The 21,782-nt window shown below is 55.0% G+C and carries 13 protein-coding genes; 6 read left to right on the top strand and 7 right to left on the bottom strand.

What is annotated here, in order from left to right; translation table 11 throughout:
* Window positions 1-21: 21 nt before the first annotated feature.
* Window positions 22-807, bottom strand: coding sequence for a glutamate racemase (locus GA0071314_RS14025; RefSeq protein WP_074397229.1), 786 nt, complete (start codon window positions 805-807; stop codon window positions 22-24).
* Window positions 808-991: 184 nt separating this feature from the next.
* On the opposite strand from GA0071314_RS14025, the gene GA0071314_RS14020 reads away from it, so the two are divergent.
* The 4 genes from GA0071314_RS14020 to GA0071314_RS14005 all read left to right on the top strand — a co-directional run bounded on the left by GA0071314_RS14020 (window position 992) and on the right by GA0071314_RS14005 (window position 4,573).
* Window positions 992-1,747 carry an alpha/beta hydrolase family protein gene (locus tag GA0071314_RS14020; protein ID WP_074397228.1) on the top strand — a complete coding sequence of 252 codons (756 nt, stop codon included), beginning with the start codon at window positions 992-994 and terminating at the stop codon, window positions 1,745-1,747.
* 964 nt (window positions 1,748-2,711) lie between these two features.
* Window positions 2,712-2,900 (top strand): hypothetical protein, encoded by a 189-nt coding sequence (locus GA0071314_RS14015; RefSeq protein WP_074397227.1) that lies wholly within the window; start codon window positions 2,712-2,714, stop codon window positions 2,898-2,900.
* Window positions 2,901-3,455: 555 nt separating this feature from the next.
* On the top strand, window positions 3,456-3,827 hold the full coding sequence (locus GA0071314_RS14010; protein WP_074397226.1) for an antitoxin Xre-like helix-turn-helix domain-containing protein: 372 nt from the start codon (window positions 3,456-3,458) through the stop codon (window positions 3,825-3,827).
* Window positions 3,824-4,573 carry an RES family NAD+ phosphorylase gene (locus tag GA0071314_RS14005; protein ID WP_074397225.1) on the top strand — a complete coding sequence of 250 codons (750 nt, stop codon included), beginning with the start codon at window positions 3,824-3,826 and terminating at the stop codon, window positions 4,571-4,573. Before GA0071314_RS14010 ends, GA0071314_RS14005 begins: the two co-directional genes overlap by 4 nt.
* Before the next feature lie 112 nt (window positions 4,574-4,685).
* Here GA0071314_RS14005 and GA0071314_RS14000 read toward each other — a convergent pair whose 3' ends face one another.
* The gene (locus GA0071314_RS14000) at window positions 4,686-8,150 is read right to left on the bottom strand and encodes an acyl-[ACP]--phospholipid O-acyltransferase (RefSeq protein WP_074397224.1); all 3,465 of its coding nucleotides are present in this window, start codon (window positions 8,148-8,150) and stop codon (window positions 4,686-4,688) included.
* 159 nt (window positions 8,151-8,309) lie between these two features.
* Here GA0071314_RS14000 and GA0071314_RS13995 point away from each other — a divergent pair, with 159 nt between their 5' ends.
* Window positions 8,310-9,062, top strand: coding sequence for a helix-turn-helix domain-containing protein (locus GA0071314_RS13995; protein WP_074397223.1), 753 nt, complete (start codon window positions 8,310-8,312; stop codon window positions 9,060-9,062).
* A gap of 74 nt (window positions 9,063-9,136) precedes the next feature.
* On the opposite strand, the gene GA0071314_RS13990 is transcribed toward GA0071314_RS13995, so the two are convergent.
* The 4 genes from GA0071314_RS13990 to GA0071314_RS13975 form a co-directional block, all read right to left on the bottom strand.
* The gene (locus GA0071314_RS13990) at window positions 9,137-9,475 is read right to left on the bottom strand and encodes an AzlD domain-containing protein (RefSeq protein WP_074397222.1); all 339 of its coding nucleotides are present in this window, start codon (window positions 9,473-9,475) and stop codon (window positions 9,137-9,139) included.
* Window positions 9,472-10,191 (bottom strand): AzlC family ABC transporter permease, encoded by a 720-nt coding sequence (locus GA0071314_RS13985; protein ID WP_074397221.1) that lies wholly within the window; start codon window positions 10,189-10,191, stop codon window positions 9,472-9,474. The genes GA0071314_RS13990 and GA0071314_RS13985 overlap by 4 nt, the downstream gene beginning before the upstream one ends.
* Window positions 10,188-10,718: a helix-turn-helix domain-containing protein gene (locus tag GA0071314_RS13980; RefSeq protein ID WP_074397220.1), complete on the bottom strand. Its 531-nt coding sequence runs from the start codon at window positions 10,716-10,718 to the stop codon at window positions 10,188-10,190. Before GA0071314_RS13980 ends, GA0071314_RS13985 begins: the two co-directional genes overlap by 4 nt.
* A gap of 132 nt (window positions 10,719-10,850) precedes the next feature.
* On the bottom strand, window positions 10,851-11,144 hold the full coding sequence (locus tag GA0071314_RS13975) for a hypothetical protein (protein WP_074397219.1): 294 nt from the start codon (window positions 11,142-11,144) through the stop codon (window positions 10,851-10,853).
* A gap of 624 nt (window positions 11,145-11,768) precedes the next feature.
* Between GA0071314_RS13975 and GA0071314_RS13970 the strand changes: the two genes are divergently transcribed.
* Window positions 11,769-13,073, top strand: a complete 1,305-nt coding sequence (locus GA0071314_RS13970; protein WP_074397218.1) for an MFS transporter — start codon at window positions 11,769-11,771, stop codon at window positions 13,071-13,073.
* Between the two features lie 98 nt (window positions 13,074-13,171).
* Here the strand turns inward: GA0071314_RS13970 and GA0071314_RS13965 are convergent, their stop codons facing one another.
* The gene (locus GA0071314_RS13965) at window positions 13,172-21,763 is read right to left on the bottom strand and encodes a GH36-type glycosyl hydrolase domain-containing protein (RefSeq protein ID WP_074397217.1); all 8,592 of its coding nucleotides are present in this window, start codon (window positions 21,761-21,763) and stop codon (window positions 13,172-13,174) included.
* Window positions 21,764-21,782: the final 19 nt, after the last annotated feature.

Raw genomic sequence — 21,782 nt, 5'->3', positions numbered from 1 at the left:
TGCTACGCAGCACTAGGCGCCTTATGGCACTGAGGCTATCTCTAACGGGATGTCCACGCCGAACTGCTGCAACATACGTCGGAATGTCTCAATATTATAGGTCTCACTTTCTGTTACCAGCCCTTGGATCTGACCTGTACCCGGTGTTCCTTCGCCTAGCCCCGTGACAATCGATTCAGCGGGGTCGAGGAAGCGGCAACCGGGTCGTGCTGTTTCGAAGAAGGGACGCAGCCATGGTAAATGCGTGCTCGAAAGTGTCAGCGTGTCGATATCAGGATGCTGCTGGAAGACGTCATCGCTAAAAGCCGTGACCGCTTTCTGCGTGGCGTTCGGGTCGAATAGAAAGGCGCCATTCTCGACAAGTTCCACTATGGAAGAAGCATTGATCAGGCTGACATTATCCGGGTTGGGTGCATAGCGAGCGATGAACTGCTTCAGCGGCGAGCTTTCGATGAGTGAATGCACCCCCATGATGCCAATCTTGCCGCTCGCTGACATGGCGAGTGCTTCTTCGATGGGCGGGTAGACGCCGGACAATGGCACCAAGGTGTTCTGGCGAATGTCATCCAGCACCATGATAGAAGGTGCGTTCGAGGCGATGACGATGGCCGAGGGGGCGTAGCCTTCGAGAAAGCGCAGCGTGCGTTGCATGACAGCGAGTAGCTCTTCTTGCCCTTTGCTGCCATAAGGAAAGCTCGCCCGGTCAGCGAAATACACAATATCCTGTTTAGGAAGACGCTTGTGTATCTCGGCCACAATGGCATAGCTACCAATGCCAGCGTCGAAAACAGCAATCGGCTGATGCATAGTATATCCTTGGTTTCAGTAATGTCTAATTATTAATAAGATTTCCATGCTATGGAAGCAATATTTTCAACTGTTAAGCCAGTTAAACTTTATACAACGCTGATGCATGGCACCGTATGAATCCAAAAAGAATGAATAACATGGGGAAGGTGGAGAAACTTATGGCGAAGGAGTGGTTGTCTAAATGCCATTAAATATCATGCAGCGCGTTCTTCCCGGTTGGGGCGTTACTTATGGCCCTCCAGGCGAGGGCCCTTTTCCAGCTGTCATGTTGCTGCATGGTTCTGAAGGCGCATGGGCAGGGTGGAGCCACCGGGATGCAATGCTACTCGCCGCCCATGGTTTCTTGGCCTTTCCCTATGGCTACTCAAGCGGCGGTAATGCCTGGAATGCGGGGCATATTGTTGATTACCCGCTGGATCGCAGCGTGGAGGCGTTTAAAGCCCTACGAGAATTTCAGGTCGTTGATGAGTTAGTAGGGCTTTATGGTATTTCACGTGGCGCCGAACATGCGTTATTACTCGCCTCTCTCATGGCTAAAGACAAGCTGGAAGGCATGCCTGACGCGATCGCCGCCCATAGCCCACCCGATGTTGTTTGCGGTGCCTTTGATGCACGTGGCTTTCGCGATGTGGGTGATCCTGGCTGGCAAGCCTGGGATGTCAGTAAGCGTGCTTGGACGTGGCGCGATAGCTACGAAGGTTTACTGCCGACCACACCTATCGAAATCGAACGCTATCCTGGCCCGCTATTGCTTTCTCATGGCACCAAAGATCGAATGTGGTCGGTCAACATGACCAAGCGTCTTGAAGAAAGGTTGCGCAAGCATGGTCGTAACCCTGATGTGCACTATTATGAAGGTGAGGATCATATGCCTAGCAGCTCGGGGCAGAACGCCCACTACCAGTTGCTGGTGGAATTTTTTGAAAAGCACCTTTAGCCCCTCATTTCATCTTTTTAGGTAAAAACTATCTCGCCATCTAAGCGGCTTACCCTGTGACAGTCGCCGCTAACTGTATCGCGCCCTAGACCGGACAGCGGGCGTGGGAAAAAACTATAGACTCAAGCGCGTTTGGCTCTCACTTAAGTCGTGGCGTTCGGATTCCTGCAACATTCAATGGCTCTTCAAGGCGTTTCTGCAGCGCAAATACCAAGGCGAGCACGAGCTTTATGACTTCGATGAGTCAGACTTGTCGGTCTCAATCTTCGTCTGAGACATACGCGTGGAATCCTAGATGTATGGTTCTCATGCATAGGTATTGCACTTGATTGCTGGGTTCGCTGTTATACTAAAGTTGTAAGATAAATCGTGTGATATTCTCAGAAATTTCTTACATATCTACTATGTCTATGCATGCTAGATTTTGGCCATCGCTTTAGTTACTAAATATGCGATGTGTGGCTTTTATGCTAGCTTTGCGCTTCAGTTATGAAATTCTTGGAGATGTTAAACCTCAGTAATAATTGGCGAAACTGTGGTTGTGGTATATTCGCAAAGTTATCCAGCTAGAATTGGCGGTGCATTGCTAACATGTAAGGGTGTGGAAGATAAGTATATAAATGTATGGGTGATTTAAGAAAGTCGAATGTGTCTGCTTTTGATCTGAAGAATTTTATAGGTCGGTTTTTTATGCTTTTGTTCTCTATAAGGTTTTGTTTTATTTCGATTCTGCTATACGTTTTTGACAATTGCTCTCTTGGGCTGGCTGGATTCAGTTATCGGTTTGTGGGGTCTTTGTTATTCGCTTCTATTTTTTTAGTCGGTGATTTTTTAATCACGCGGTGTTTGGGTGGTGAATATTAAATTATTCGAGTTGTTTGCCTTCTTTGAAAGAGGGTTAATTAAAGTGTAAGAGACTCTTTCTATGTTTATGGTTGGGGTGATTCTATGTCATGGGGGATGCATGTTAAAAGTCAGTAAGCAAGGCATAAAAACGTCAGTTGTGATTACATTACTAATAAGCATTTTTGACTATTCTGATGGTGAAGAGGTTGGTTTTTCTTCTGTTCTTGTTAAATTTTTTGCTTTGTTGGTGGTTTATGAAGGTATTGGTTTTATAGAAAAACTTTTAAAGAGTAGGTTTGGTAAATGATAATTAATAGGGTGGTTACATAGGTGTCTTTTCGTGACGCTTATGCGTAGGTGATCAAGCAGAAGCTACGCTAGATCCAGAAAGCCTCGATACCCTGAGCGTCTTGATGACGCATCACGAATTACCTCAAGGTCATGCAGGCGGCGGTTTCTGAAAAGCCACTACTGAAGCCGATGGGCAAGGCCCTAGCGATGCTTGAGCTACACGCCGACGCGGTAGTCAGACGCTGCACTCGGGACTGACGAACCAGGACTGGAAGGGATGAACGGCCTGTTTCAGGCGGCTCGGTCACAGGCACGTGGCTACCGGAACGAGGCCAACTTCATCGCCATGATTTACCTGATTGGTAGCCTGTTCAATCAGGCCAAATTCACATGAAGTGACGAAGAACCATTTCATATTTCTGTGGACGTTTAAGCTAATCCGAGAACCTCCTGTGTCATCGAATGAAATCCTTGGGCCTGTCGCCTGAATGAAAAGAGCAGCGATGCCTGGAATGTTGATAAGCAACTTTTTTGCTATGATTGATGAAAATCCATCTTGCTGAGGTGTGTCATGCCAGCCCTTGCTCAACCATCGCCGACCCCTGAAGGGGTATTAGCAAAAGCGGTCTTGCGCGCTGCCGAACAGCTGGGTTTGTCGCAGTCTGATCTGGCCGCAGTGTTGGGCGTACACCGCACGACCATTACGCAACTCAAGAAAAGCCTCACCCTTGACCCGAACTCTAAACAGGGCGAGTTAGCCTTGCTGCTCATTCGGCTCGCCCGGGCGTTGTTCACGCTTACTGGCGGCGATCAGGTCTGGATCCAGCATTTCATGCGCACGCCCAACCGCGTCACGGGTGGGATACCGGCTGAACAGGTAACGCGTCTGGAGGGATTGTTTGCGGTGCTGAGATTCGTGGATGGCATGCGGGGTAAGGTGTGAGTGTGTGGGAGGCCTGCGGCGGCACGCGAAACATCGAACCCATCTCGGGCACGCTGTACCGGCTGGTAGAAAGTCAGGAGCAGGTCGCCACGCTCAGATATGTCGACACGTTAGAAGAGCAAGAGGTACTTGAAGCCCTGCTTGAAGGCGCTAAACCGCCTTACCCCGAGCAGGAGCAAGACCTGCACTATCTGCTAAAAACACCTTTTCGGTATCCGCCTCTCAAATGGGGGTCACGTTTTGGCCGAGTGTTTGAGCCAAGCATTTTCTATGGCGGTAAACGTATCGCCACCACCCTTGCTGAATCTGCCTACTACCGACTGGTTTTCTGGTACTCCATGGATGGGGAGCCTGTAACTGAATCGCTTCGCTCAGAGCACACGCTTTTTTCGGCGGACTATGCCGCTAACCGGGGAGTGAAGTTAAACACAGGCCCCTTTGTAGAGTACCTCGATGTGTTGAGGCATCCGGTGAATTACGCCTCATGTCAGCAGTTGGGTAGTGCAATGCGCGGTTCGGAGGTGGAAGCATTTGAGTACACCTCCGCTAGAGATATTCAGGGCGGGTCTTGCGTGGGTTTGTTCACGCCTGAAGCGCTCTCTCAGCACGAGCCAACCGATATGCGCCCATGGCTTTGCGTCACAAGTGCTCATCAAGTGTCATTCAAGCCCAAAAATGCACCAGGAGTGACGACTTACAACCTGGATGAGTTTCTGCATAACGGTGTGTTGCCCTTTCCTGCGTAACGAGCAACTCATAATGCCATTAAATATCGGGGTCGTCGCAAAACCCATCCAGAAAGACTCTCTTGGCAGCCATGAGGGACTGGCTGACTAAAGCTGTCGCATTTCTGCAGTTTTACGTTTTTCCTAACTGCGCTTGAGCCAAACGTTTCGCCCCGGCAAAATCCGCTTTTCCAGAGCCAAGGTGGGGAATGGTTTCCACCGTCAACCAGCGGCTGGGGATCATCATGGCGGGTGTGCCGTTGGCGAGCATGGCGGCCTTAACGGTGTTGGCGTCTAACGCGGTTTCTGATAGCAGCGCAATGCGCTCGCCTTTGCGGTTATCGGGAATATTCACCGCCATTAGCGCGTTGTCTGGCTCCTCCAGAGCCGCTTTAACCGCCGCTTCAACGGCGCTGAGGCTGATCATTTCACCGCCAATCTTGGCGAAGCGGGCATAGCGGTCTATCAGAGTCAGGAAGCCGTCTTCATCGATAAAGCCTTTATCGCCGGTTACGTACCAGTATTGGCCATCAAGCTCCCTTAGTGCTTGAGCGGTACGTTGGGCGTCATGGAGGTAGCCCTGCATGATCTGCGGGCCGCTGATCAATATCATGCCGGCCTCGCCGGTAGGTAGCTCCTCGAAGCTGTCTGGGTCGACGATTTTGAAGCTGGTGCCAGGCAGCGGCATACCGACGGTGCCAGCTTTACTTCCCCGCTGAACCTGCTGGTAGTGAATGCCCATGGCATCGGGAAGATTCACTGACGCAACGGGGGCGATTTCAGTGGCGCCGTAGCCTTCGTAAATAGGCTTGTGGAATTTCAGCGCAAAGTCGTTTCGTACATTTTCGTCGAGCTTCTCTGCCCCGGCGACCACGATCCTCAAGCTCTCCAGCATCAGCGGATGCACCTTTGTGCTGCGTACAAACAACCTTAAAAAGCTGGAGGTGCCGAACATAATCGTGGCTTTGTGCTTGGCAATCGCGCCCGCAATGCCAGGAGCATCGGTGGGGTCGGGGTGGCATACCAGCGGCAGCCCTTCAATCAGTGGTAGCAACTGGGTCACTGTGAGGCCAAAGGCATGGAACAGCGGCAGTGAGCCCATTACCACATCGTTGCTCTGGGTGTTGAGCACATCCGAGGTCTGTTTGATATTGGCCATCAGGTTGCGGTGGCTGAGCATCACGCCCTTGGGTTCGCCTTCACTGCCGCTGGAGAACAGGATAGCGGCGGTGGCATCGGCATCGTGGCCGTGGCAGAAGCAGCGCTGTAGTAGCCAAGTCGGCAGTATTCTCACCGCAAGCCAGGTGCTCAAACGCTCGGCACGGCCAATCGAGGTTTGCAGGTCTTCTAAAAGGACCACCTGCTGCTCGCTAAGCAATTGGCTAACGTTGAGCCCGCGCTGCTCAAGCTTCTTCACAAAGCGCTGTGAGGTGAACACGGTGGTGATCTCCGCCTGGGCAAGGGCCGAGGAAAGTGCTCCTTGGTCGGCGGTATAATTCAGGTTCACCAGTGTTTTACCGGCCAGCAGCGTGGCCATATTGGCAATGACCCCGGCACTGCTGGTGGGCAGCAGCAGGCCAACGTTCTGTCCTGGGTTGAGTTTGCGAATCCGTTTTGCCATCAGCAGGCTGGCGGTAAGCGCTTGACTTGCGTTGAGTGGGCGGCCCAGCGTGTCGGCCAGGGCAAGCTCGCTTGGGCGGCGTTTAACGCTTTGAATCCAGGCGTTGGGTAGGCTGGAAAGCTCCCCCATGGCCTGCTGCCAGGAGCGGGTCGCCTGCTCAAAGATGCGCCGTTTTAGCACATCGGCGGGCGTATCCTTGGGAAGCGGTTTGCCAAAGGCGACTACCACCGAGCGGTGCAGAGGCGCGTTGCGCAGCTCCTTTAACTTGCTGGACGAGCGGGAGAACTGGCTGCCCCACAGGCCGCGCAGATAGAAAGGCACAATTTTGACGTCTGGATTCGCCCTTTCACAGGCGCGCTCGTAGCCGCGGCGGAATTCCCCCAGTTGGCCGGTGCGGCTAATTGCCCCTTCGGGAAACAGGCACACCACTTCACCGTCGTTGAGCTGTTCGGCGACATCGGCCAGTGCCTGTTCGGCACCTTTGCCGCGCTCAATGGGGATACATCCCAGGGCCTTGAAGAACCAGCGTAAGTACCAACGTTGGTAAACGGTTTTCAGCATTACAAAGCGCACCGGGCGAGGGCTCGCGATCTGGACCATGGCCCAATCCACCCAACTGATGTGGTTGCCCAATAACAGAACGCCGCCCTGGGAAGGCAGGTTCTCAAGGCCTTGTACAGCCACGCGATAGCGGCGGGTCAGCAAAAAACTCAGCAGAAAGCGCACCAGACTCTGGGGCAGTTTAACGATGGTGTATCCACCGCCTACCATCGCCACGGTCGCAATCAGCAATAACAGATAATGACTATCCACTCCGGCCAGGGCGAACAACACTGTGAGCAGTAAAAAGCCCAGCATGGCAATGTTCTGAATCCAGTTATTGGCGGCCAGTACGGTGCCTAGCTCGTTGTCGGCGGCGTGAAACTGGATCAGTGCGTTAAGCGGCACAATAAATAGCCCGCCCATCATGCCGATAAATATAAAGTTAAGCGCTTGGCTCCCTGGAGTGGTTAACAGCGGCAGGCACCATAAACCAACAGCCACTCCAACAGCCCCTACGGGGATTAAACCGGTTTCGATACGGTTGTGTGAGAGCTTGCTTGCCAACATGGAGCCCAGCGCAATGCCGATACCGCTGGCGGCGAGAATGCCCTGAAGTACCAGGGTGTTATCGATGCTTAGCGCCGCTTTGGCATACGCCGGAAAGGCGGCCAGCAATACTTGGCCTACCGACCAAAACGTGGCCAGGCCGATAATCGACAGCCTAAGGACAGGCTGGCGCGCGACGATGCGTAGATTGTCTTTTAGGGCGTGGCCCTTAATGTAGCGCTGCCAGGTCAGCGGTGACTCTGGCCGAGTGGTGGTATCCACAGGCAGGCGGTAGAGCGACACCACCTGGAGGGCGCTATTGAGTACCAGTAGCCAGCCTAGCGGGGCAACTTGGCGAAGCAGTTGCGTTGGCGTTTGTTCGGCGGGGGTCGTCCAGGTTTCAAACAGCGCGGTAAACGCCACCGTACCCGCTAGTATGGCGCCAATGGTCACGGCCTGAATCAGCCCGTTGGCCTCCGCCAAGCGCGGCTTGCCGAACAGCCCTTTGACCAAGCCGTATTTGGCCGGCGAGTAGAAGGCCGATTGAATGGCCAGCATCAGGGTCATGGCAAACGCCAGCCAGAACCAGCCCTGATAATAGGCGGCGGTAATGCCCAATGAGACTGCCATGGCGACCCATGCAGAGAGGCGCAGCACGCGCACTTTAGGATAGCTATCCGCCACATGGCCCGCGGGGCTAAACAGCAAGATAAACGGCAGCAGAATAAGCCCGTTGACCAGGGCGGTGAGTACTACCTGTGTTTCGCCATCGTAACTTTTGAAGATCGTGTTCTGAATCACGATTTTGTGGCCTAGATCCACAAACGCATTGAGAAAGATGGCGATCAGGTAGGGCAAAGCGCCCTTTATGTGTAGCAGTCGTTGCATGGTTGTGTAGCCTTATAAATCCCTGTAAGTAGGCGCACTTTCTATAAAAGGCTTGCTGGCTGCAACTCATTTGCGCGAAGTTGTGTTATGGGAGCTTGTTGGTATCATTATCTGCTACTTTTGTGCGTAGCGCCTTTTCATACCGTTTAAGAGATTTCTATGTCCCAAGCCGATTCGCTGATTGAGACACTAAAGCGTCAGCTTCGCGCCCAGGGTAAAACCTATGCCGATGTCGCTCAGTGGTTGGCGCTGAGCGAGGCCTCGGTGAAACGCCTGTTCGCTGAAAAGCACTTTACGCTATCGCGACTGGAGTGTATCTGCGACCAGCTTAATATCGACTTCGCCGAGCTGGTGCAGACCATGCAGGCTGATGAGCAGCGTTTGCAGGAGCTGACCCAGGCTCAGGAACAAACTATCGTCGAGGATCGTGAGCTGTTTCTGGTAGCTGTCTGCGTTATTAATGGCTACAGCTTCGATGAAATTTATCATCAGTACCTGTTAACTGAAGCAGAGTGTACGCGGCAGTTACTCAAGCTTGAGCGACTCAAGCTCATTGAGCTGCTTCCAGGTAACCGGATCCGACGTCGGGTAGCCGCCAATTTCCGCTGGCGAGCGGACGGCCCTATCCAACGTTTCTTTCAGCAGCATATCGCCAATGAGTTTTTCCGCTCCCGTTTTGATAATGACAGTGAAAAGCTCATTGTGCTTAACGGTCTTTTATCCCCTGCGGGTAATGCAGAATGGCAGCAGATCATGCAGCGCCTAGCGAAAGAGTTTCATGCGCTATGCGAGCGAGAGAGCGGGCTGCCTATTCACCAGCGGTTTGGCACCACCTCGGTGCTGGCGGTACGGCAATGGCAGTACGGTCTGTTTCAGGATTACAAACGGGAGGATCCACTGCAAACCAGGTAGGCAAGAGCTAATTTGCGTTTAGCGATGCTTTCCGAGTAAAAAACATAGTAGCTTCACCAAGCGGCGGCTTGGCTTTATCCCGCCATGGCCGCCGCTATCTGTACGCTGCCATAGACCGCGACCCCAGCGGCTACCGGCCAGCCTAGCGAGCGTAGCCGCCACCATACCAACAGCGTGACGGATAGCCCAATGGCGGTTGCAAACCATGCAATAGCACTTGGATTAACCGGCATAATCGAAACGCCGAGTACCGCCGCGATCATCAGTGGGCCGAGAATGCCCAGCCACTGGGGCATATTGTTGAGGCCGGTTTTACTGTTTAGCCGGCGCTGCATCCACAAGAACGGCACCACGCGCATCAACAGAGTACCCAGGGCACACGCCACCACGGCTAACCATAATGCGCTGTTCATGGGCGACGTCTCCTTGCTTGGAACTTCACCATATAAAAACAGATAGCGCCGCAGGCGGCAGCCAATGGAATCGCTACATTGCTCCACCCATACAGCGTAAATAACAGGGCAGCTACAATCGTACAGCCCAGCGCCAATGCCCAGCGCTTATCGGTAAAGCGCGGGGCGACCATCGTTAAAAATAGCGCAGGCAGCGCGAAGGGCATTACTTCACCCAGCAGCGGCCAGCGGGCGGTTAAGGTTTCGCCTGCCGTGGCGCCTACCATCGTGCCCACTATCCATACGCCCCAGGCCAACAACGATGCGCCTACAAACCAGCCAAACCGTTCAACTGCAGGCAACTGGGGTAGCCGTGTAAGCGCCAGGGCAAACACTTGGTCGGTCAGGCCGTGCATTAGCCAGGGCCAGTGACGACTGGGCGGCAACAATGCAGCCAAGTTGGGGCCGTATACGACATGGCGCACGTTAATCAGCAGCGTCATCGCCACCACCAGCCATAGCGGGGACCCCGCTGCCACCATTCCAACAAATAGAAACTGCGACGCACCGGCGTAGATTAGCATCGAGATGGCGGCGGCTTCCCACATGCTAAAACCTGCTTGCGTGGCGACCACGCCAAACGAGAGTGAAACCGGAATATAGCCACCCAGCAGTGGGATGGCTTCGCGCACACCGGTAAGCCATGCGCGCGTACGGTGGGTCGCAGAGTGAGTCATGGTGTGGCTCCTACAGCGGAATAAACCACGGTTAGCAGCAGTGTCGCGGGGGCATCTTGGGTACGGTAAAGATGGGGTTGGTCGGCCGCGAAAGTAATAGACTCACCCGCGGTTAGGATTTGCGTATTGCCTATTGGGCCTGCTTCCAGCCAACCGCTCACCAAAGTGAGCGATTCACACGAGCCTGGCGTGTGAGCTTCGGCGTAGCGAAGCGTATGAGGTGCGCAACGCATCCAATAGGCGTCGACCTGGGGGGTGTCTATTCCTTGATCAATCAAGCGCACCTGGACGCCGTCTTCGTCTAACGGCACGCTGAGAGGGGAGACGAGGGTGCCAAAAGGAACGTTAAGCTGCACGGCTAGCCGCCAGATGGTGTCCAGTGTGGGGTTGCCGTTGCCCTGTTCAAGACGCGATAGGTTGGACTTGGCGATGCCTGCGGCGTTGGCTAGCTGTGAGAGTGACCAGCCACGCTCAAGGCGAAGTGCTTGTATGTGAAGGCCAAGGGTGCTGAGTGAAAGTGAGTCCATGGTAGCGCCGCCTGCTGGCTTACAAGATGTTCTTTATATAGAACGTTCTATATAAAGAACAGGCGGCTGTCAAACACCTTGCGACTCACTTTACCCCGGCCATGACGCTGTCGTTATCGAGCGGTTGCTGCGCTAGGCAAGTGCAGCGCTGGTGGCAGGCGTCTGAGGAGAGATCGAGGCTGGTACGCTCAAGGCGTCGATGTCGGCGTAACCTTGTTCAACGAGCGCAACCACATCCGGGGAGGAACCCCAACGCAGCAGCATCGTGTCGATTACGTGTTCGGCATCTTCAAAGCGGCCACAATGGCTAAGCAGTTTGGCCACGGTATAGTCACAGGCCGGGGTGTCATACAAGTCGTCCTTGATTTCTTGAATGGCGAGTTGAAGCCCAGCTTGAGAAATCTCAATACGCTGTTCGCGTTGCATAGCACATCTCCTTGTGAATGCGGGTAATTAACATCAGGCCATGCCGATGCTTTAATATTGTACCTATGTTGTACGCGATAAATCCTAATATAGCGACCCTTCTGATGCTATAACCTGGGATATGCAAACATGAAGTCTTTTTGAACTATTGTTAACGCATAGTAAAACGACTGATAATTAATGATAAATGCTTATATAACATTTAGTTAAATATAGCATGGACTTCATGGCATATAGGAGGCAACGTTATCGTCTATGGCTAGCGTCAAGGGAAATAAATTTGTGCAAATGTTTGCATGATGGGGGTTTAGCATCTAGCCTTTACATTGTGCATGACAGGGAAAGTCGAACTCGCCAGGAAGGCAGGCTTATGGATAAGCCAGTGAGACAGGATGTCGAACGACAGGACGTCACATAGCACTTCACCATGGAGCGGTATCCAGGACGGATAGAAATGACAGGAAGTTGGCGAGATGCATCAAGGCCCCCGAGAGGGGGTTTTTTGTGCCTGTGAGTTACGTTTACGCATGGCTATGACCACCTTGCACCCTGCTTACGCTTAGCGCGATGGCACCTTTTATGCATTTACTTTAGGTAATTGGTCATTTGCTAAGAGGAAGCGCCATGCATTCATTGGCAATGCTCAAGCCCGTTAAGTCGATTTTATGGAGCGTGGCGCTGTTGCTGCTGGGCAATGGCTTGTTGAATACGCTGTTAACCCTACGTGGCACGGGGGAAGGTTTCTCCAGCGCGGTGCTGGGGATGATCATGTCCGGCTATTTTGTCGGCTTTATCTGCGGCACCTGGGTGAGCGGGCGCTTAATTCGGCGGATGGGGCATATCCGTACCTTTGGCTTTTGTGCTTCCATTTGTGCCTCGGTGGCGTTGCTGCACCTGGTGTTTATCAACCCATGGGTATGGCTACCGTTGCGGGTGGCATACGGCCTTTCGTTTATTACCTTAATTACCGTGATTGAAAGTTGGCTGAATAGCCAGGCGGCAAGCCACGAGCGAGGACGCATTTTTGCCGTGTATATGGTCGTCAACCTGGGCGCCCTGGCGATTGCCCAGCAGCTGCTAAGGCTCTCCTCCCCACAAGGCTTTTTACTGTTTGTGGTGATTGCCATTCTGATTAGTTGGGCACTGCTACCTATCACTCTGACCCGCCGTGTTCAGCCGACAATTCCTGAGCGCCCCAAAAGTAGCCTCCGTACGTTGCTTGGCTTTGCACCGCTCGCGGTAGCCTGCGCCGCTTTATCGGGCCTGGCGATGGGGGCGTTTTGGTCGATGACGCCGGTGTACGTGACGCAACTGGGGTTTGATATTGGCGGCGTGGGGCTGGTGATGAGCATGGCGATTGTAGGTGGCGCGCTGTTACAAATTCCCATCGGCCGCTTTTCTGACAAACATGACCGCCCCAGAGTAATGACTTGGGTGGTGCTCCTGGCGGCGCTCATCGCCGCCGCCATGCCGTTTGCGCCTAGCCATAACGTGCTCGTGGGGCTGTATTTTATCTGGGGTGGTTTGGCGTTTTCGCTCTACCCGCTGGCAGTTGCCCAGCTTATCGACCAGTTGCACCCGGATGAAATTGTCTCCGGCTCGGCGGACATGCTGGTGATGCATGGCGCAGGCTGCGCGGTGGCACCGATTGCCGCAGGGTCATTGATGACGGCAGTGGGCGGTCACGGTCTGCCTATCTATATTGCCTGTGTGTTTGCCCTGCTGGGTGCGTACGCCATCTACCGTCGTCGCCATGTCACAGCCCTGATTACCCATACCGCTCACTTTGAGCCGATGGTACAAAGTGGTGCAGGGGCGTTGGAAATGATCTTTGATGATACGCAGCCAGATTTATTTGATGACCCGAGTTTCTACGAAGAGAATGAACGCGAGCGGCTAAAGAAAGCGTTGAGTTCGGCAAACGCATGATATTGGAATAACCGTCAGGCCCCCGCCAGCAAAAGCGGGAAGGGGCAACAGGTATGACACGGTTTGATCGTGATAAGAATAAGTAGTGCTTGGCCTCCCTAACGTCGCTGAATAAACATTTCAAGCTGGTGGTGGTTGCCATCCAGAGGAATGCGTACTTTGCTTTTTTGGTCCGTCATTGGGCGGCCATCCAATCTTGCACTGAAGGCGTCATCGGTCATGATGAGCTTCACCGCGTAGTGGGTGGCGGCGATAGTGAGCGTCGCGCTAACGCCTGGCCAGTCATTGGGGAGGCAGGGATCAATTACCAGCCAGGCGCCTTCCCGGCGGATCCCCAATATGCCTTCAATGCCCGCGCGGTACATCCAGCCCGCAGAGCCCGTGTACCATGTCCAGCCACCTCGCCCTGCGTGGGGTGCCACTGAGTAGACGTCCGCGGCCACCACATAAGGTTCCACGTGATAGCGGACAGCCTCTTCTGCGGTGCGGGCATGGTTAATGGGGTTGAGCAGCGAAAAGAGCGCGTGCGCTTTGTCGCCTTCGCCTAGCTTGGCAAAGGCGAGAATCGCCCACATAGAGGCGTGACTATATTGCCCTCCGTTTTCGCGCATGCCGGGTGGGTAACCACCAATATATCCAGGATCGCGCCGGGGTTGATCGAAGGGCGGCCAAAACAGTAACGCGAGTTGCTGGTCATAGCGAATCAACTCGCGCTCAAGCGAACGCATGGCCAGTGCTGCTCGGTGAGGCTCTGCCGCGCCCGAGAGTACCGCCCAGGTCTGGGCGATTGAATCAATCTGGCAGGCGTCGCTGTCTTTGCTACCTAGCCAGCTGCCGTCATCGTAGGTTGCCCGGCGATACCACTGGCCGTCCCAGGCATTGCTTTCCAGCGCCAGGCGTAACGCAATGGCGTGGGCACGCCAACGCTCAGCGCGTGAAGTGTCCTGGCTCGCTGAGGGCTCATGCTGTTCGCGCTGTTCGGCAAACGGCAAAAACCGCTCAAGGGTATGCACTAGCAGCCAGCCTAACCAGACGCTTTCGCCTTTGCCTGCTTCGCCTACGCGGTTCATGCCATCGTTCCAGTCGCCGCCACCGATCAGCGGCAAGCCATGCTCGCCGGTAAGTTCTAAGCTCTGATCCAAGCCGCGGGCGCAGTGCTCATAAAGTGAGGCGGTTTCTTCAGCCATCATCGGTTGGTAAAAGCTATCGTGCTCACCGGCCGCTAGTTCGGCACCCTCTAGAAAGCTCACCGGCTCATCCAGTACGGCAGTGTCATGGGACGTCGCGATGTATTGAGCGCAGGCATAAGCCAGCCATACGCGGTCATCGGAAATACGCGTACGCACCCCCTGGCCGGAGTGGGGCAGCCACCAGTGCTGAACGTCGCCCTGGACAAACTGGCGCGAGGCAGCACGCAGTAAATGCTCGCGGGTCGTCTCGGGGCGGGTAAACGATAACGCCATACCGTCTTGCAACTGGTCTCGGAAACCATACGCACCGCTTGCTTGATAGAACCCAGAGCGTGCGGTGATCCGGCAGGCAATGGTTTGATAAAGCAGCCATCCGTTAAGCATGATATCCATGGCACGATCCGGCGTGTTTACTTGAATCGCGTTAAGCTGGGTTTGCCAGTGTGCATTGATATTGGCGAGCTCGGCGTCAATATCTATCTGACGATAGTGGGCGATTAGCGCTTGCACCTCGGCGGTTGAGCTTCCTTGGCCCATCAATACCACGATATCAACGCTTTCGCCCACCGCTAACGACACGCCGCGGCTGAGTGCGGCACAAGGATCCAGCCCCGCCCCGTGGGTGCCGGAAAGCGGGGCATGACTGCGCAGCGCCGCAGGGGAGGACAAACTGCCGCCGTGGCCTATGAATTCGCAACGGTCAGTTGTCCATGAGTCGGGTGCGTCGCCTATATCAAGAAACGCGACTCGGCCTGGGAAGGCAATATTCCAGGGATTCTCTACCAGCAGAGCGCCGCTATCGGTGTCTGGGTGCGAGATAAGATAAGGCGCCGAGATACTGCGGGAAGTGCCTAATACCCATTCAGCGTAGGCGGTAACAGATAGCTTGCGTAGCCGTCCTGAATGATTGCTGAGCCGTAGTCGGGAAATTCTAAGTGGCGCTTCTAATGGCACAAAATGCAGCAGTTCCAACGTGATGCCGTCGGTATGGTGCTCAAACTGGCTATAGCCGAAGCCATGGCGGGCCAGGTAGCGGCCTTGATCACGAATGGGTCGGGCGGTCGCCGTGTAAAGGGCCAGTGATTCTTCATCGCGCACATAAATAACATCGCCGCTGGGGTCTGCCACTGGATCGTTCGACCATGGCGTGAGCTGATTCTCGCGACTGTTATCCGCCCATACATAGCCTGCGCCCTCCGCTGATACCTGAAACCCGAAACCTGTATTGGCGATCACGTTAATCCAGGGGGCGGGGGTTGAACTTCCCGCCTCCAGTAGCGTGACATACTCGCGGCCGCTGAGTGCAAAGCCGCCTAGTCCATTAAAAAACTCAAGCGTTGGGAGTGTATCAGGCGCTATCGCGTTAGCCCTTGCGGGTATGGGCTTGGGAAGCACGCGTTTGGCGAATATCGGCGGCGTTGATGGGGGAGAGTTGGCGGGCAGCGTCATGGCTAGCTGATTCGCTATGCTGCCGCGGTGGGCCATTAATGCTACCCGGGCAATCGACTGTAGCTGCATGCGTGCTTCTAGACTCATCAGGTCGGCACGCAGCGCAATCACTGAACCCTGGACGTGATCCTTTCTAAATCGAGGGTGGGTTTGGCCGCTGAGTACGGCGGTTTCAATAGCTTGCTGCAGATCTTGAACATAGGAGGAAGCCCGCTCATTGATAATCACCACATCGACGCCTAGTCGCTTCATGCCCCAGTATTCATGGGCGCGAAGCAATTGATGTATCTGGGCAATGTCGTCGATGCTATCGATGCGCATCAAAATAATCGGTAGGTCGCCGGAAATTCCGTGTTGCCAGAGCTGTGACTGCGGCCCGGCTCCGCGCTCAATTGCATCGGCAGGCGCTCTAAAGCGAGGGTCAGGATACAAAACCGGGGCGGCCAAGCGCTGAAAATCGGCGGCTTCTTCAGGCTGAATGCCTAAATGGCGAAGCTGTACCTGTGCCTGGGTCCAGGCAAGCGTTTTGGCCCGTTCAAAAGCGCTCCGGTCATGGTGTTTGTCGATCAGATCCATCAGCGTCTGCCGTGAGTCGGCAACCACGGTCCAGTAAGCGATATGGGCGGTTTTGCCGGGAGACACGCGCAGGCAGTAGCGCAGCGCAAAAACAGGATCCAGTACGCTACCCACTGTGCTCGATAAGTGCTGGCCCTCTGCCAGCGCTAGGGCATGCAGTTGACTTCGCCCTCGGCCCAAAAACCTGGCGCGGTCGGTCTCGAACTCAAGCTCGCCCACGGTGTCGCCTTCCACCACGGCAAAGTGGGCGGCCCAGACTTGTTCTTCGTCAGGCGAGCGCCGTCGCCTAGTGGCAATCAGCGCGTTAAACGCTTCCAGGTACTCGGTTACCACAAACATTTTGGCAAAGGCGGGGTGCGCGTTGTCGGCATCCGGGGTGGTCAAGACTAATTCCGAGTAGGAAGTGATATCGATATTGCGGGCATGTCGGCCGCTGTTCGTCAGCGACAGGTGGCGAACCTCACTATCGTCCTCGCCGGAAACCAGCACGTCCATATGGCTAGTGATATCGTCGTGGCGATGCGTGTAGCGAGCGTAATCCTCGGCAAATATCGCATGATGATGGTCATCGTTAGCTCCGCTGGCGCGCCTGGCCGCTTGTCCCGTCGCGGTCCAAACACCGGGATGTGCGGCGTCGCGCAGGAAAATAAAACTGCCCAAATGATCGCGGGTGGCATCCGGTTGCCAGCGGCTAATCGCAATGTTGCGCCATCGACTATAGCCGCCACCCGTGGCCGTTAGCATCACCGAGTAGCAACCGTTAGAGAGTAAATGGGTAACGGGTGGGCCGCTGGCCTGTGTGGAAACGCGGCGGATGGTTTGTGCCTCATTAATACTCTGGCTGGCGTTTGATTTAACCTCTTCAGCGCGGGGGTGGAGGATCGCAACATCCTTGGGAACTCGCTCTTGCAGAAGCAGTTCGCAGGCTTGAATCATTGGTTCACGGTGAAAGCGCGCGCGCATCTGGCCATGGTGCAGGGTGTTGGCGATAGCCACGATGGTCATGCCCTGGTGGTGGGCCATAAAACTGCGCACAATCACCGCCTCTTCTCCAGCGGGCAGCCGCGAACGGGTGAAGTCGAGCGCTTCATAGAAGCCATAACGACCTAGCGCACCCATCTCGTTCAGACGGCTGAAATTTCGACAGGCACCGTTGGGATCAACCATGGCGGCTAGGCCGGTGGCGTAGGGGGCGATGACCAGATCGGCAGACAGCCCGCGTTTGAGCCCTAAACCAGGCACGCCAAAATTAGAGTATTGGTAGGTGAATTCCAGGTCACGGGCGTTGTAGGCGGATTCAGAAATACCCCAGGGCACGGCGAGTTGGGCGGCGTAACTTTCTTGGCGTTTCACTACCAGTCGATTGGTTTGTTCAAGCAGGCTACCGCCCGGAGCGCGCATCACTAGGGATGGCATCAGATACTCAAACATCGAACCCGACCAGGAAATCAGGGCTGAGCCAAAGGTGATTGGTGTTGCCGCACGGCCTAGCCTAAACCAATGGCGGGTGGGAATATCGCCTTTGGCAATCGCAAACAGACTGGCAAGCCGTGCCTCGGAGGCCAGTAAATCGTAGCAACTGGTATCCAGACAATTGTCGTCCAGCGAGTAGCCAATCGACAGCAATTGACGTTCGCTGTTAAGTAGAAAAGCAAAGTTCATGCCCAATGCCAAACGTCTCGCGGTGTCCGCAAGCTGTTGTAAGCGCAAGTTGAGCGCTCCTGCTTCCAGGTAGGTATCCCGGTCATGGCGGTGCTGAGCGACAGACGCGTGCAGTGATGACACCCAAAACAGCATATCTTCATTGTGCGGGTCGGCGTGTTCGTCGTGGGCAGTGCGCGCCAGATGTAAAGCGTTATCGGTCAACGCCGCTAGATTCGCCAGGCACGCCGATGACATCGCCTCGCCTTTCAACTGAGTGTCCATGGCGGCAAACTGCTCGTTCAGCTGAGCTGCGACTGTTTTCGGCAGTTTTGAGGCGTTACTGAGTGCCTGACGAGCAAGGTTCAGCGTGTCACTAATACCCATGCGCGGATCTGAAACATAGTTTTCGGCTTGCCAGGTCTCACAGGCATTGGCGATAGCGATAAGGTGGCCCGCAAGGTTGCCGCTATCGACGGTTGAAACATAGCGAGGGGCCAGCGGGTGCAGATCGTGGGTGGCGTACCAGTTATAGAAGTGGCCCCGATAGCGCGGTAGTCCTAGCATTACCTCAAGCGTTCTCTCCAGGCGTTCCAGAGCCTGCTGGGTGCCTAGCCAGCCAAAATCACGGGCGGCAAGGGTGGCGAGTAGATACAGCCCCATGTTGGTAGGCGAGGTGCGCTGTGCCAGTGCGGGTTGGGGATCTTCTTGAAAGTTATCCGGCGGTAGCTGGTTATCCGCGGTGGTCACAAAGGTTTCAAAATAGCGCCAGGTTCGCCGTGCAATCAGGCGCAGCGCCAACGTTTCGTCTGCCGAGAGTGTTGGTTGGATAACCGCGCTTTTGCTGCTGCTTAACCATGAGGCCACTGCCGGCGCAGCCAACCAGACCAGTGCCATGGGCAACACGATTGGCCAAGCGTGACTGGCCGTCCACATTGCACTGACCGCAACCGCGAGCCCCAAGGCGGTGCCGGGAGCCATGCGCTGATAGAAGCCCCACACCGTTAGCGGTGGGCTTTTCATCGATTGGGCCGCGGAGGTCCACTCAAGCAGGTGACGATGAGTGACCAACACGCGCACTAAGGTACGGGCGATGGCATCCAGCATGCGCCATGCCTGGTCGGGCAAAAAGATCACCTGCAGTAGCATTTGCACGCTACCCAGCTTTAGTTCGTCAAACCAGAGATGGTAGTGGTGGCGTAGCTTTGCCCGCGCCCGGAAGGGCACAAACGAGGCGGCTAACGAGACGAGCACCGGCGCACCCAGCACAGCCAGTAATAGCAGCGTGCTGGTAATTGCCATGCTAAGGGGCAACTGCCAGCTCACCGCAAGGCTTGCCAGTACTAACGGTGCTAACACCGAACGGCGTAGATTACCCAGCATTTTCATGCGCCCGGTGAGCGGCAGCGCCGGGGCGACCAGCCAGGGGAGCAGTTGCCAGTCGCCGCGGGTCCAGCGGTGCTGACGCTTAGCCGCCACGTCATAGCGTGCAGGAAAGTCTTCGATCACTTCGATATCTGAAGCGAGCCCCGCGCGGGCAAAAACACCTTCATACAAATCGTGGCTAAGCAGACTGTTGTCGGGCACACGGCCAGCCAGCGAGGTTTCAAAGGCATCAACCGCATAAATACCTTTACCGGCGTACGAACCTTCTCCCACCAAATCCTGATAGAGATCAGAAATAGCAGCCGCGTACGGGTCGATGCCGCCTGGCGCCGAGAATAGTCGCTGATAGATGGAGCCTTCATTCCCGGTGGGTAACGACGGCGTGACGCGAGGTTGCAAAATAGCATAGCCCTCCACCACCCGGCGTTGCTGTTGATCAAGGCGTGGTTGGTTTAATGGGTGTGCCATCTTGCCGATCAAGCGGCTTGCCGAGCCTCTTGGCAACCGTGTGTCGGCGTCTAAGGTAATCACATAGCGCACATCATTGGGCATGCTTGGCGGATTAATAAATGTCGTATCCCGAGCACCGCGTAGCAATCGGTTAAGCTCGTGTAACTTACCGCGTTTACGCTCCCATCCCATCCAGGTATTTTCGCTGCGGTTAAAGACCCGTCGCCTGTGTAGTAAAAAGAAGCGCTTATCGCTACTGGGCGCGTTTGAATCCAAACAGTAACGCTCATTTAACTGATCGACCCACAGATGAGCGGCGGACAAGAGCGCTGCATCGCCGGGTAAATCTGCTTGGGGGGCATCAACGCCGTCCAGGATCAGCGCATAGGCGAGCGCCCCATCGCCGCTCGATAAATGATGCACTTCAAGACGCTCAACCTGTTCGCGCAGGTCATCTTCGCTGGTTAGCAGCGTGGGCACCGCAATCAGCGTACGCAGGTGAAGCGGAACCCCCTTGGAAAGGTCGAGGCTAGGCAGCGGCTGGGCGTCGATGCAGCGAATAATCAGGCGATTTACGATCTGTGTTGCCACCTCAATAATGGGCAGAAAGCCAACCACGCCCAATAGCAATAGCCAGGGTAACGGTACGTCGCCTATCGCAACTGGCAACGCGAGTAATAGACCACCAGCCAGGGTCATCAAACTCAGCGTCACTACGGTCATCAGCATGATATAGCTGCGGATGCCATGATGAATAAGTGTCCGTCGCAGCCACTGACGAGAAGACGCTTTAAACGCCAGCTTGTGTTCAAGCGTTATGCGACCTGAGCCAATCAGAAAATAGCCAGGATCACCCATACGGCCCGCTTCGATAGGGTCGCCGGTGGTTGCCACTGCCTGGCGAGATAGGGAGAGCGCCGCTTCGACTACCTCAAGCTCGGTGTGGCGCGAGCCGCGGGATAGCAGCTCTACGGCACTGCGATACTGATTGCGCGTGGGGAAATCCAACTGATCAAAATTGCTTTGCTGGCGCAGTTGCTTGTCCACCAAGCTGACGCTTTCAAACAGCACGGCCCAGTCGATGCTGGAGACAAACCGCATACTGGTGATGATGTTGCGAACAGTCACATTGGCGGCGCCTTGGCGCTGCTGAGCGTGCTGAACCATCTCGTCAATGGTTTCGCCCCGTTGACTGAGCTGCTCATCGAGCCAGCCCACCAGTGGGCTACTGCGGGGGTCTAAACCACGTAGTCGTTTGGCGAGCTGGGCAGTGAAGGGTTCCGCCAGCGGCCCTGTGTGAAAATTGAAGGTACTGGTCTCTATGCGAATGGTGCGCTGCTCTAGGGGTGTTTGCTGATTGGTGGGCTTTAGCCATTTCGTTGCCAAATCATCAGCTTCGTCCCTTGCCGTTTGTTCGCTGATCATTTGGTCGGCAAGCCGTCGCAGGTTTTCGATCAAAACAATACGTAGCGAGATAGCAACGGCCCATAACTCGCCAATGGTCAGCGGCTGGACGCGCTGATAAGCGACCAAAAAAGACTGCAGAGTGTCCAGATCGATATGACTATCGGTATGCGCTACAAACGCCCACGCAATGCCGAAAACCCTTGGGTAGCCGGCAAAAGGCCCATTGGCTAACTTGGGTAGCTGACGGTAATAACCGGGTGGAAGGTCGCTACGAATCTCACGGATTTGGGCTTCAATCAGGTGGTAATTGTCGAGCAACCAAGCAGCGGCAGGCACAATGTCGCGGCCTTCCGCCAACGCGGTGGCACTGGCGCGGTAAACTCTCAGAAGGGTGGTAGCGTTATCGTTAAGCCGCCGCGTTAACGATACGACCTTAGGAGGCCTTGCCGCCACTTCCTGGGCATGCGCCAGGCTACCGGCGTGCTGTTCAAGCCGCTCTGCGCTGAACAATTCTTCTCTGACGGGCAGCGTCGAATCCCACGGCGCTGCAAACGCATGGTGCGGACGCACAAAACGGAAAAATGGGTTCACAGATTCCTTCCCGGTGAGA

This window comes from Halomonas sp. HL-93, from assembly GCF_900086985.1.
GTDB lineage: Bacteria > Pseudomonadota > Gammaproteobacteria > Pseudomonadales > Halomonadaceae > Vreelandella.
This window is presented reverse-complemented; position numbering and strand designations above follow the sequence as displayed.